The organism is Dyadobacter sp. CY351 (genome assembly GCF_021502625.1).
Taxonomy (GTDB): Bacteria; Bacteroidota; Bacteroidia; order Cytophagales; family Spirosomataceae; genus Dyadobacter; species Dyadobacter chenhuakuii.
Map to the genome: position 1 here is coordinate 1 of NZ_JAKFFU010000001.1, position 14460 is coordinate 14460.

Below are 14460 nucleotides of genomic sequence, written 5' to 3' on the forward strand. Positions count from 1 at the left end.
TTGCCAGAATCCAATTCTTTTAGGATTTTGACGATCTGAGTTTCTGTGAATGTGTTCCGTTTCATAGCAGATTAAAATTAGAAAATTTGTCTAATTCATCACCACTCTGTTTTTAGGGAAGCGTACAATGTGAGTGAATGTTAAAACATATCGCCTTGCAATTATGACTAACCCGGTTCCGAGTTGATAATAGTTTATTAGATAGAATTTTCACGTGAGTACAAGAGCCAGAAAGATCGGATCGAGACTGGGTAATGTATTGAACAACTTTTCGAGATCGACAATATACTATATATCGTGAATCTTCAACCAATTATCTAAGAAATTTCACTTTCTCTTAGGCGGAGTAATGGCAAATCACGCTGCTGATATCATAAGGGTTACAGGCATGAAATGTAAAACATTTTAATGAAGGAGTCGAGAAAGCTACACTGCATCTCCTGACAAATACTGGTTTCACTAAAATGCCCTGTACAATCTTTTCGAGAACTTAAAACCGTTTTATTGATCTCGGGAAATTCACATTCTGGAATGCTGGCCCGTAGTTACTTAAAAAGGCTTCAGCAATCCCTAAGTTGCTGTTGATCGACGTTGCCCTGTAATGAAAATCAAAGTAGTGATCATCTCAGTTTATTGTCGCTAGTCTAATGTGAGCTTTTTTATTTTCAGAAGAATATTGACTTTGTGCTGACTCAATATTCTTTATTTCGGATTTTTCAAACCGCCGTACACCAATCAATACTTTAAAACTCATCTCCCAACCTCAAATAATAACCCACCACTAAACTCAACTGAGTCTCTTTTCGATAATATTCTGGATCCTCAAACTTTACTTGGTCGATTGTTTTCATTCCAGTTAAGTGACTTCCTTCTTTTAACTTCATAACCCACACACCCTTTGACAGTTTGCTTTCCACTGCGTTGATCTTGCTAGTATTAAATAGAACGATCTTGTTTTTAGAACTCGACACTATCAGGTCAATATCGTCCTCAACATGGCGTATAAGTAGTAATGAGGCATCTGATGAATATGCATTTTTTAGCTTCTTTCTGTTTTGTTCGGTTCTATACGCCGAGAAGCTAATTTTTGCGAGTTTGCCATTGTTGAAACCTACCATTAGGTGTCCGCTGTAATTATCTGTACCTGTTATGTAAATTGGATTTTCATTCTCTTCCAATTCAATGAGATCAAGTATCTCAAGCTGAGTATGAAAACTTTGGTTTTTTAGCTTATAAACATTTTGCCGATCAGAAAAAATCAGTATTTCTTTCCTATGGAGAGTGTCTGGGTGCATATCAATTGCCAATCGCCCATTACTTGCAGAGGTGTCAGCAAAAGGCGAGGGAGTCGATATGTTAAATAACTCATTCTGTACGTAATTTGAATCCTTTATACTTCCATCGAGCTGAGTTGCATTGTTCAGGTCAATTGATTTAGATGTGTCCTCTGGAATGAAGATGCGGTTTGTTTTTATTTCCGGCACCGAGCCGTTACGTGTTAGTAACTCCCACAAGGGCTCCATTGCCTTTATTCGATCAGTATAATATACTCCTCCACGAACTCGGAAGAATTGCCATCCGCTTCGTTCAAGTACTTTTTGCCTGACTATATCATTCTGATAATGTTCTGCTCCATGGTATTTGTCTCCGTCACATTCAACGGCAATCTTCTTACCATTTCCTAAAATAACAACAAGGTCGAGGCGATATCTGCCTTTAACCACATCATATTGAGGTATTGCTGCATAGCCTCTTGCTACAATGTCATTGTATACATCGACTTCGAACCAACTATCGAAGGGCTCAGGTTGATTCCCAAACTTCCTATCAATTAACCCTCGCATCGGCACTGGTTGCGGCCGGTAGTTTTGAAAATGATCTAGAAGTTTAAACCTTAAATCATTTGAATTAGTCAAATCGCCTAGTTGTACGGAATGAGCCAACCAGATCTGTTCCTTTGCTCGGCTAACAGCCACATTGAACCTTCTCTCATCCTCGGGTTTGGTGAGCGCAGCGCGCGGATGGTTTCTAGCTGTGACTAGACTTAAGAACATGATGTCACGCTCGTCGCCTTGAAAGCTTGCCGAATTGCCGCAAGCAATCTCCCTCTTTTTAAACTCTACTTCTCCGATCTTTTGAATAATTTCTGACTCAATTAGAGATGCTTGCTTATTTCCTTGTAGAGCAATTACACCAATGCTCTTCCCCTTGTACGCTACATCCTTTATCAATTCTGAAATTTTACTCGCTATTTCAACAGCTTCTACTTTGTTTGAAATATTTGACGAACTTCCATTCACCTCACCAGTTGGGCTGAATATTGTCATTAAAGGTTCCAAACGGTTTTCAGAATACTGCTTTAAAGGATAAAGGCTTTTATTTTCTGGTGCGTAGAAGTTTTTGTTACAAAACTCAATTATTTCTGGCATGCACCTAAAGTGCTCACGAAGTATTGTTAGTCCTTCGCAGAAAATTTTGGCGTGGTCGAAGAAGCTAAATTCTGTCCCATAATATTTATCAAACGGGATACCCTGTAAATGCCTGCGAATATGTGGAGTCATTGTGTCAGCGTCTACACCTACATACTCCGGAGAGGTTTGTTTGTCATCTCCGACAATGATTACCTTTTTTGCAATATAAAGTAAGAAGATCGCATCTGGGCCAAGTTGACTTGCTTCGTCGATGATGACATAGTCGTACATACCGGCCTGTGGCTTCACTGTCTCAGCAATTTTAAATAGTGGCATAATCCAGCACGGTACAGAATCTTGGCACTTTTCCATCTGAACTTGCGCTTCTCGCCGAAATCGAAGAGCCGTTTTTCCTTTCCCAGTTTTGCCAATCTTTTTAACCGCCATCACCCATGCCTGCAAATGTTTTTTTATTTCTACATTTTCATTAAGTCTTTCTAAAACGTGTTGCCAAGCCTTTTCGGCAGCTACTGTGGACATTAGTTTCTCTTGCTCTTTCTCTAATTCTAAGATTTCTCTTTGGAGATTTGACTCGCTATGCTCGTCAAGAAGAACACCTACTTCTGTTACGGCCTGTTTAAATGATATAGCCTCTTTTAGATTAGTAATATTTGACCAATCGAAGGTATTTGCGAGAATGTCATTTGTCAACTTTGGAATTTTAAATACCAAATCTTCAACTAGCCTCTTGTATTCCTGGAAAATACCCTGTTTGTCATGAAGATCTTGAAGTCGCGAAAGAAGTTTTTTATAGCTGTCCAGGTTCAGACCTAACAGCGCATCTGATATTTCGCCAATTATCGGGTGAGAATATACTTGGTGTAGCCCCTTAACATGAATTTGAATGTCAGATAGGTTTTTTCTTGTCTGACTTGCCAAGTGACAATGCTTTACATCTTTCAAAATATTTGTTAGGACAACACTCTCTAGCGAGGATACGTTAAGAGATGATAGCTCGAAAATCTTGTCACTAATAACACGAACCTCGTCTACGTTACTCATCAAATGCTCGTACTCACCGATAAGAAATTGGAAATGAGATATCTTGTCTACATATCGTCGAGCTGGTATTACTCCTTCATCCCATAGCTCTTGTAGAAGTTCTAATTTTTCTTTGACCTCAATATCTGATAGAACTGCGCGCATTTCGCTTTCAGTATCGCAGGGACTACCATTGACAGTTATCTCATTGATAATGTAAAGTTTTTCTTTAATTTCCTTAGGAAGTAGCGCCTTTCTTATGGTGAAAAGCATGCCAGAAAGTAAGCCACCGCTTTGAATGTATTGAAGCAAGGCTAGACAATCTGCACGTAACTGAATCCAACTCTTGCCGGTCGGATATTTAATTTCGAATCGACGATCAAGATTCCGGAATCCGTCATTGTCAAGATCTTCAAGTAACAGCTTGGATCTGCTAAGCTTTTCCTCCCAAAACGATTTGCGACGTGGAAGATCTCGATGTATGTTTTGCTTGAATGGTAGATCAACGTCATCTATTTTTTTCTTTACTGCAATACAGTTTTCCAGGAGCGATTCTAATTCGTCGAATGATGTCGTCGTAAGTGAAATTCTAGAATTTGTGGTATGACCTAATTCGTCGAATTCATTTTGAATGCTTATATATGACTCCAACAATGTTGGTCGTAGCAATAGATTTTCCGTAGGTATACTGAGATCAAGATGAATAAACTCTCCACTGGAACTAAGTGAATAAAGTTCTTGCAGCCGAAAGATCTCACTGGCTAATACATCGTGTGGGCCAACGTAATCGTCTTGATACCAATTATGTAGGGGACTATCAGCTTCGATCTTCTGCGCAATTTCGAATAGCGTGCCCGAATAATCATCATTAATCCATTGACGATATGTGTCTTTTTCCTTGACCCTGATTAGTTGATGTTCTAGTGCTTTGTGCTTTTTATTTATAGCATCCAGTTCAGATACCTTCTGTCTAATCGCTTTCTTAAACTCGTCAAGATCAGTTATCGAAGACACTTTCTCGTTCACTGCACTTACACTTGCCTCAAGATCCATGATAGAGCTTGCGTCTCCACTTAATAGATTGACTGCTAAGCTTTGAAACTCCTCCGGAAGTTGGCCTTTTAATACCTCCAACGCACGTTTCTTTTGAGCTGTTACAAGTATTTTATTGCCATTAGCCAACAAGTGACAAATTAAGTTTGCAATTGTATGCGATTTACCTGTTCCTGGAGGACCTTGAACCAGCACCTTGCTTCGTTTACGGGATTTATGAACAATATCAAGTTGTTCGAGGTTGTATTTTTTAGGAAAATATATTTGCTCATCCTCCTGCCATTTTAAAAGCTTGTCACTATCAAAACCGCCAGTATTTATATTCTCGTCGTGAGCCAAATCGATCAATCCGTTCAACGTCTCGATGCTAAGAGATTCGCTGGCAGAATTCAAATTACTAATTATTGATTCATATATTGATGTTAAGCTTTGTGTGTTTCGCCTTCTAAGTAAAAGTGCTGGAGCATAGTATATAGTAGGCTTTGTATCTGTTATGGTCGACTTCCGATTGTTGCTTTTATAACTTCCATCCTGTCTGATTCTATCAGCAAAGGTTTGAAGCGCTTCATGTATCTTCTCATCCCATAAATTGTCTCCAATGCCAGTTTTATCTAGATATGTTAAGACTGACTTCTCCGCCTCAACGATGTCAGAGGAGTCGAATTGATCGGCCAAGTCCATAATCGCATCCGTTTCAACTTTGATAGCCGAATCGACTGCCAGAGCCACTTTGACAAAGGAATCTTGTTTACTCGATTCGAAACTGATCTCAGTCTTGGATACAAATGAATGCCTACAAATAGACGGTGTGCTATCAGATTCCTGAAAATTCAAAAGCCCAACTCCTAAGACTAGCTCATACTCTTCAAAAAATTGTTGAGACTTATTGAAGATAGAAAACAAGCGTCTGTAAATAGAGTCTTTCTTATCAAAATCAGCTTTTTGCTGATTATAGGATGTTAAGCGTTCTCTATAATCTTCTTTGTCTAAAATCCACTGCTCTTCAACATAGGAGTCAAAAATTCCTTGAATGTGTTGATGTTCTTTTAACCAAAAGGTTAGCCCGTCTTTTTCAATCGATACGTGAAGTAGCGGAATTACATGATCCTTAGTGAGGCTTTGAGGGTCAATCCATTCGGAAAGAGCGTCTGGCAGTTTGGCAAATTGGGGTAAATCTGGCTCATTTCTTGGTTTACCAACTTTGAGGAAGTAGTCAGCTTCGACATTATATGAATCGGATAAGATGTTATCAACGTTCTCATAATTCGGTAAATCGCCTATCCAAAGCACCTCTGGATATGCATCTTTAGACTGCTCGATATTTCTGATTGACTTCGACCGAAGCTTCGAAAATTCTAAAAGATAGTTGAAGATTTGTAGGTATTTATCCTTATTCATAGAAGTCGATAGTAGGCGGCACAACTAGATTTAATTACCACTATCAATATAAATAAATAGTGTGAATTTGTAGTCGGCCTTAATTAAAATAGGTGACTTAGTTCAAATGATATCTTACTAGGCGGAGATAAGCCAGATTCAAATTCGTCAAATGGAATTTTAGGTATTTAGGGAAAAGCAAAGCCCGAATATTCTTCAGGCTAGGTTAGTTTTAGCATACTAGCGCTACTTGACGTAGATTTCAATAGTGTCATCAAGTTCCTTCCCAAAGTTGTAAATCTCATCTAGTGACTTGATTTCGATCTTCGTCTCCTTTTTCTCAGCATCAAACAACCCGATATATTTCTTGCTTGGGCTATTGAGATAAAGACGGCACAATGGCTTTCGATTATTGTCATCCAGAAAAATGGCAAAGTATGACAAAGCATCACGATGCGTGATGCGATTTGATTGTACTTTTTGTCTTAAAAGTGATCTTACAATGTAAAATCCTTCGAGCTCTTCCTGTGTTGTGACAACTTCTTTGTCGTGCTGGGCTGGGCTAGCGATAGATGTACCAGGCGTAGGTTCTTCCTGAATTGGTGTGTCATTGCTGGATATTGCCGATTTCAAGCGATCGTTAATCGTGTCGTTTATAATGTTAGTTATAGTTCGCTTTACAAGAGATCGGAAGGATTCTAAAACTTTCGATGTCACAACGGAGGGATAAACCTGTTTTGCAAAATATTTAACGAACTCATCATTCGGCTCCGAAAATTCCTGGCTAACTAAATGGCGGATTTCATTGATGTATTTTAGATCGCTGGCCGATTGGTATATATTTTCTACATCAAAATAAGCTTTATGAAATTCTTTAAGCTTTTCGATTTGACCATCCTTAATTTCTTCGATGTTGAATTCAAGAAATGGCTTTTCATCCATTTTGTTAGGCTGGACAAGGTCAGTATAGAACCTGAATATCAAGCCATTTGTCAGAATAGAAAATTTGGCTTTGGAAACGTGAAAGTAGCGAAGTAACTGTCCGTCATGTACGTCAAGCTTTTGTTTCCAATGCTTGCATTCGACTAAAATAATAGGATTGCCATCTCGAAAGATCGCGTAGTCTATTTTTTCACCCTTTTTGATACCAATATCACAAATAAATTCTGGAACAACTTCTAACGGATTGAACACATCATAGCCAAGAACTTGAAGAAATGGCATGATGAATGCGTTTTTTGTCGCCTCTTCTGTATAAATATTTTCTTTTAGCTTTGATACGCGATCGCTGAATTGCTTGATTTGATCTTTGAAGTCCATTGAGATATTAGGTTTACATAATGGCCTTTCAAGTGATCCCGTCATCCGATATACTCGATATACTTATTAAACGGTAAAATTAACCATCGGATGATAGTTCTGACCCAGTAACACAAGATGACTTTTTTAACTATCGGAGAAAATCAAAAAAAAGCACCTGGGGGGCCAAGTGCTTTTTTTTGCAGTTATTGCAGTTCACTAAGGACTGTTTTTAAGTATCACTTGTTTTCCTTCAACCGCTCCCTCAACCCCTTCATATCCTCACTAATCTTCACATCCAAGATCTTCGCATAAATCATAGTCTGCTTCAAAGACCGATGCCCGAGCATTTTAGAAACCGTCTCAATCGGCACCTTATTACTAAGCGTCACCGTAGTAGCGAACGTATGCCGCGCAATATGAAATGTCAGCGTTTTCGAAATCCCGCACAGAGTCGCAATCTCCTTCAAATAAGCATTCATCTTCTGATTGCTTAGCACCGGCAGCACAACGCCAGCTGCGCAGCACTGAGGATGATCCTTATACTTATCAATAATTTCCAGGGCCGTATCCAATAACGGAATGCGTGTAGGCGCATCCGTTTTCTGGCGTGTCGTATCAATCCACGGCTCGCCATCCATTCCGACAACAATGTCCGTCGTCTTCAATTGCTTCACGTCCACATAGGCGAGTCCGGTGTAGCAGCAGAATAGAAAAATGTCACGCACCTGGCTGATTCTTTCGACTTCAAACACTTTCTCAGTAAGTCGTTTGAGTTCGTCCCTGGATAGCGGATTTTTCACCACTTCCTTCTTCGTCAGCTTGAAACCTTGAAATGGATCCTTCTTCAACCATTTGTTATTGACGCAGATCAGCACAACCTTTTTGAGGTTACTCAGGTATTTGATTGCCGAGTTATGATTGCATCCTCTCGCGCTGCGGAGCCAGAAATTGAATTCGGTAATAAATTCAAAATTGAGGTCCTTGATCTCGAAGTCGTCTTTCTTGTACTTCCACTTAATGAAGGAAGCGGTATGCTCCTTGGCGGTCTTATAGCGCTTCAAGGTGAGTGGAGCGAATTCTTGGCCGACCAGTGCTTCCATTTGCTCATTATGGTGCTGAAAGACTTCAAGGATCGTGCGAGTCTCATTGCTCTTACCAAGCAGAACATTCTTCAATGCTTCGGCTGTTAATTCCTTGTCATCCTCGATCAGAATCTTCTTCGCTTGAAATACTTTTGAGCTCAGCATGTCCAGATAGGCATTGAGCGTGCGGGTGTCTTCTTTTTGGCCGGTGGCTCTACCCGCATCTGCATTCCATCGGGTAGGGCTCCAAAGCTGTTTTGTGGACATTTCAACAGACTTGCCGTCCACCGTAATTCTGAGGTAAACATAACGTAAACCCTCCTTTTGGTACTTGGCGTGTTTCAAATAGAAAAACAGGCCGAAAGTTTTCTCTAACATGACGCTAACATTTAAGTGGTTAAATATCGCGTTACCGGCCTTTCCAAACAAGATGTTTACGGCGTAAACAGGTTGTCAATCAGAAACTTACGGGCATTTTCCAGCGTCTTTTTTCGTCAAGCGTTGAACTACACGAATGACGCTGGAAAACATGGGAATTTTTGCATTTTTTGATGTAATCTGAAAAACAAAAATGCCCGCAAATCACTGATTTACAGGCATTTTGTTTGACTTTGAACTTATTTCAAGGGAGGGAGACGGGTCTCGAACCCGCGACCTCTAGAACCACAATCTAGCGCTCTAACCGACTGAGCTACAACCTCCGTTCTGAGGGGAAAACCCCTTTCGAGGACACAAAATTAGGAAAAGGTTTGAAGGTTGCAAGGCGAATGGTGCACTTTTTTTTCAACCTTCAAACCTAAATCTATATTTTCAACCCTGATTACGCGCCAACGTAAAGAGCGTCAGCAGCTTTCCAGTCTACTACGTTCCAATATGCGTCGATGTAATCCGGGCGCTTGTTTTGATATTTCAGGTAATATGCGTGTTCCCACACGTCCAAACCGATGATCGGCGTTCCTTTTGCTTCCGCAATGTCCATCAATGGGTTGTCCTGGTTTGGGGTAGAAGTGATAGCTACGCCGTCGCCGGATTTAATCAACCATGCCCAGCCTGAACCAAAACGGCCTGTGGCTGCTTTTTTGAATTCGTCTTTGAAAGCCTGGAATGATCCGAACTTCGCAGTGATCGCTTTGCCCAGTTCGCCTGTTGGTTCGCCGCCTCCGTTTGGAGAAAGGGATTTCCAGAAAAATGCGTGGTTCCAGTGACCACCGCCATTGTTACGAACCGGTGCCGGTGCTTTGCTGATGTTTGCAACGATTTCTTCTATGCTTTTGCCTTCCAGCTCAGTGCCAGCTACCGCTGCATTCAAATTGGTAACATATGCCTGATGGTGACGGTCGTGATGTATCTCCATGGTCAATGCGTCGAAATGTGGTTCCAATGCATTGTTTGCGTAAGGTAAGGGATCTAGTGTAAACGCCATTTTCAGTGTAGTTTAATGTTTAAAAAATATGCTGTATCACTAGGCTAACAGCAGAAAAAGGCTTTATGTTCTTAATCTCTTAAAAAATTTGAGTAGCAGTTCCTGCGATTCGGTTGCCAAAATTCCGGTTGTGAGCGTCGTTTTGGGGTGCAAAATTGCCTTGCCGAGCCTCGAAAATCCACGCTTTTCATCGGCAGCACCAAACACCACGCGGTTCATTTGCGTCCAATAGAGCGCGCCGGCGCACATGACACAAGGTTCGAGTGTTACGTACAATGTGCAATCCTGAAGATATTTAGATCCCAGATTATCTGACGCGGCGGTGATCGCAATCATCTCTGCGTGAGCAGTTACGTCATGTAATTTTTCGGTTTGGTTATAACCCTTCCCAATAATCCGCTCGCCAATCACAACGACCGCGCCGACGGGAATTTCACCTTCTTCGTACGCTTTTTCAGCTTGCCGCATGGCTTCAGTCATGAAGTAATTGTCAAGAATGTCTGCCTGAATGTTCAATGTATGGTTTCGTTTATGAATGAAAACGGGACATTCATTGCCAAGCAATAAATGTCCCGTTTGTAGCTTCTTGTGTCCTAATTATGGCTTCATAACGCGCCAGACGGTGCTCTTGTTTCCGTTCGTAATCCTCAGCAGGTAAAGTCCGGAAGGGTAGGAGGAGAAGTCTACGTCTGTTACTTTCTGGTTGATGTTTTTCACTGCGCGGGAGCGGCCGGTAAGGTCAATAACCTCAGCGCGGGCTTCTCTTGGCGCAATAATGCCGTCAATTTCCACGGTGCATTGTGTTGTCACAAGCGTTGGATAAACCTTCACCCAATCAGCAGACGCAGGCGGCTCAACGCCCAGGATCGGGTCAACCTGAACTCTTGCGCTGCCAGCCCCTTTGCCGGTTCCACAGCCATTGGTCACCTTCGAAATAGTGTAAATGGTCGTAGCTTTTGGCGCTAGTTTGAATGTATAGGGAGTAACGGATGCAGTGATCAGCGAGTCTTTTGTGCCATTGCTTAATGTAAACGTCCACGGTGCTTTTCCTGTGGTTTCAATTTTCATATCCGCTTTATCGCCCATCAGGATCGTTTGGGTGCCGGTAATTGTAGCAACCGGAAGCGGACTTGCCGTAATGGTGATCGCGCTTACGCTGCCTTTAACGGTAAAGTCGGGGTTCTTGCCGGAGCTCACCACGCGAACGTAATAGCTTCCTGCCAGCGTCGTATCCGGGAATGTGGCAGTAATGATATTGGACGAGGCAACGGATGGAATGCTGATAAATTTGGCATCTGTATTCTCCGTCGCGATCTGTACTTTAAATGTGTTTTCGGAAGGGAAATCGCCTGACTGCTGGAATGGAACACTGAACGTTTTTCCTGCACAAGCTTCTGCCACCGACGGATTCCCTGAATTAATGGTAGGGACTTTTACCGTTACCAATGCGCTTCCGATCGGCAAACCTTTACCACAAGCGTTGGCAACTTCGGTTAGCAAATAAGTCGTAGTCGTGACCGGCTTAACCATAATCTCGTGGTTAATCTGATCAGTTGTGTCGGTTTTGCCGTCTGAAAGTGCATACATCCATGGGCCGTCGCCTGTAAATTTGACCCTGATCGTGGCGGTCTGTCCCAGATCAATTGTAGTGTTGCCCGAGATCGTTGCCGATGGCAATGCTTTGATATGAATCTTGATCTCTTCTTTCGGGCTTTCGCAGCCGTTTGTGCCGGTTTGTGTTACATAGAAAGAATAATCCTGTACTTTTTCTGTAAACGGCGTAAACGGAACGCCTTGAAAATCAGTATCATTTAAATTGCGATACCATTTCAGGATGGAGCCCGTTGCATCCAGTCTTGGAGCCACTTCATTCTGGCAGTAAGCCAGTTGCGTGGTAGTTTGTGGTTTTGGTGTTGTATTGATTTTCACATCAATTTTCGCACGGTCGCTGATGCAGCCTTCCAGGGATTGGCCAACAAAATAAGAGGTCGTACCGCCTTCAGCCGTGGAAGGGATCGGAGCCGCATCGCTGGCGTCGCCGCCTGTTGCATTGGTTCCGTACCATTTCAAAATTCCATCCTTTACAGGCGTAGCAGTTAGCGGCTGCGCGACAACAAACTGGCAGATTTCAACGGTTTGGTTGGCAATTGTTGGTAGGCCTGGAAGTGGTTTTACGCGGATTTTCTGGGCAATTCTTGGTGATGGACTTTCACAACCTTTTGCTGAAACCTGAGTGGCATAAAATGTCGTTTCACCGGCATTTTTAAGGTTTACAGAAGGAGCCGTTTTAGAAGCAGTTCCACCCGTCAGGGCAGTATACCAATTCACTGTATTTCCGTTGGATGGTTGCGGTTCAAGCGTATAGGTTTTGTCTGACCGCTCCTGGCATACCGCTACTGAAACGGTTGGCAAAGCAGCTGGCAGCGCATTGGTAACAACTTTCAGTTCTGCACGGGGACTTTCGCACGAAAGGCCTGCACTTGCAACGGTCTGGCTTACAAAGTAAGAAACTGTTCCCACCGTGGTAGTCGATGGTTTTGGAGCCGCTGCCAATGGATTTCCGCCTGTTTCAGCAGCATACCATTTTATTACGCCAGTGCCTGTGGCCGTCAATGCTACTGCGGTCGTTACGTCTTTGCAGTATTCAACGGTTTCGACAGTTGGTTTGCTAGGGAGAGCCCTAACTTCAAAACTTACAGCTGCCCTTTCACTTTCACAAGTTTTAACAGTTTGTGTAACATAATATGTCTTGGTTCCGGCAGTTGAAGTGGTCGGTGAAGGAACGGTCGTTGAACCAACGCCACCCGTCGCACTTTCGTACCATTTTAAACCAGTTTTCTGAGCAACAGCGCTTGATAATAGGGATGATGGAACTGTTGCGTTCATACAAACCGGGTCAATAGCAGAGACTGTCGGCTTAGCAGGAGGAGAACATGCTTTTACGATAACTGTGATACTGGCTCTTTCGCTTTCGCATCCACCAACTGTCTGAGTAACAAAATAAATGCTTGTTCCAACAGTAGCGGTCGAGGGCTTAGGGGCCGAAGCTAATGGGGATCCACCGTTAGCAAGTGCGTACCACTTTAAGTTCGTTCCTGTTGCAGTGAGTACTTCTTCGGGGTCTCCAACTGTGTAAGTTTTATCTAAAACTACTGGCTTTGGAGGTGGTGTACAAGCACTTACGGTTACGACAATCTCGGCGCGTTCACTTTCGCAGCCGCCAACAGTCTGACTTACAAAGTAGCTTGTTTTTCCGGCTGTTTTGGTAGATGGTTTTGGAGCGGAAGCCAGTGGTGAACCGCCAGATGCGGCTGTATACCATTTTAAAGCGGTTCCTGTTGCAGTCAAAACTTCCTCCGGATCGCCAATCGTGTATGTTTTGTTAGCAACTGCTGGCTTCGCTGGTGGTGTGCAAGCACTTACTGTCACAACAATCTCGGCTCTCTCACTTTCGCAGCCGCCAACAGTTTGACTTACGAAATAACTCGTTGTTCCGGCAGTTTTAGTAGATGGTTTCGGTGCGGAAGCCAATGGTGAACCGCCTGATGCAGCTGTATACCATTTCAAAGCCGTTCCTGTTGCAGTCAAAACTTCCTCCGGATCGCCTATTGTGTATGTTTTGTTAGCAACTCCTGGCTTTGTAGGTGGCGTACAAGCACTTACTGTCACAACAATCTCGGCTCTTTCACTTTCGCAGCCGCCAACAGTTTGACTTACGAAATAACTTGTTGTTCCGGCAGTTTTGGTAGATGGTTTCGGTGCGGAAGCCAATGGTGAACCGCCTGATGCGGCTGTATACCATTTTAAAGCGGTTCCTGTTGCAGTCAAAACCTCCTCAGGATCGCCTATTGTGTATGATTTATTAGCAACTCCTGGCTTCGCTGGTGGCGTACAAGCACTTACCGTAACTACAATTTCGGCACGCTCACTTTCGCATTCGTTGACAGTTTGACTTACGAAATAACTGGTTTTTCCGGCTGTGGCGGTAGAAGGTTTTGGGGCAGAAGCCAAAGGTGAACCGCCTGTTGCCGCGGCATACCATTTCAGGCCAGTTCCAGTGGCGGTGAGCGCTTCTTCCGGATCTCCGATAGTGAAATTTCTATCGGTCACAACTGGCTTAGCAGGCGGTGTACATGCCGTTTTTGTAACATTAACAACGATTTGGGCCCGGTCACTTTCGCAGCCGCTTACGGTTTGGCTTACGAAATAGTTTTGGGTTCCTTCGGCTTTGGTATCGGGGACTGGGATGGTTGCTGATCCGGCGGCGCTGGTTACGGTGTCGTACCATTTCAGGCCTGTGCCGGTTGCGATTAATGCTACGGATTTGTCGCCCACTTCGTAAGCCACGGGTGATGTTACGGTTGGCTTTGCCGGAATCGCATTTATTTTGATTGAAGCGCTTTCAGAAGTTGCTATGGCTGGCACCAGTAATACGAAACCTATGACGCGTATTTTATATCCGTCACCACTAGCGGTTCCGTTTGGAATGGTTACCGAAATCGGGGAAGTAGCGGACGAGCCCAGATCTATGGGCGCGGCAAACGAGCCGGAAGCGTCAGATAATTGAGCGGTGTAATTTGTAGGAGCTAAAAGAATGTCTTTTGCAGTAAACTTGACCGAAACGGTCCCGCCGGCACAGACCTCAACTGGGTCTACAGCATCCGTTTTGATTGTCTGGCCAAATGAATTTGCTACGCATAAAACCGCAGCCAGAATTGTAAAAATACTCTTTTTAATAAATGTTCTGTTCATGTATCTGTCTTAATATCTT

At 42.9% G+C, this 14460-nt stretch carries 6 protein-coding genes and 1 tRNA gene; all 7 read right to left on the reverse strand.

The annotated features are described in order from the left end of the window. Nucleotides 1-743: 743 nt before the first annotated feature. Nucleotides 744-5903, reverse strand: a complete 5160-nt coding sequence (locus tag L0660_RS00005) for an AAA domain-containing protein (protein WP_235156719.1) — start codon at nucleotides 5901-5903, stop codon at nucleotides 744-746. 225 nt (nucleotides 5904-6128) lie between these two features. Continuing rightward, on the reverse strand, nucleotides 6129-7202 hold the full coding sequence (locus L0660_RS00010; protein WP_235156720.1) for a type I restriction endonuclease: 1074 nt from the start codon (nucleotides 7200-7202) through the stop codon (nucleotides 6129-6131). Nucleotides 7203-7420: 218 nt separating this feature from the next. Further along, complete coding sequence (locus L0660_RS00015) at nucleotides 7421-8644, reverse strand: site-specific integrase (RefSeq protein WP_235156721.1); 1224 nt, start codon at nucleotides 8642-8644, stop codon at nucleotides 7421-7423. Nucleotides 8645-8892: 248 nt separating this feature from the next. Next, nucleotides 8893-8968: transfer RNA gene (locus L0660_RS00020), tRNA-His, on the reverse strand. 118 nt (nucleotides 8969-9086) lie between these two features. Then, nucleotides 9087-9689: a superoxide dismutase gene (locus L0660_RS00025; RefSeq protein WP_026629244.1), complete on the reverse strand. Its 603-nt coding sequence runs from the start codon at nucleotides 9687-9689 to the stop codon at nucleotides 9087-9089. Between the two features lie 63 nt (nucleotides 9690-9752). Then, entirely contained in the window at nucleotides 9753-10169 is a 417-nt protein-coding gene (locus tag L0660_RS00030) for a nucleoside deaminase (RefSeq protein WP_211237755.1), read from the reverse strand. 117 nt (nucleotides 10170-10286) lie between these two features. Beyond that, nucleotides 10287-14441 carry a T9SS type A sorting domain-containing protein gene (locus L0660_RS00035; protein ID WP_235156722.1) on the reverse strand — a complete coding sequence of 1385 codons (4155 nt, stop codon included), beginning with the start codon at nucleotides 14439-14441 and terminating at the stop codon, nucleotides 10287-10289. Nucleotides 14442-14460 lie beyond the last annotated feature (19 nt).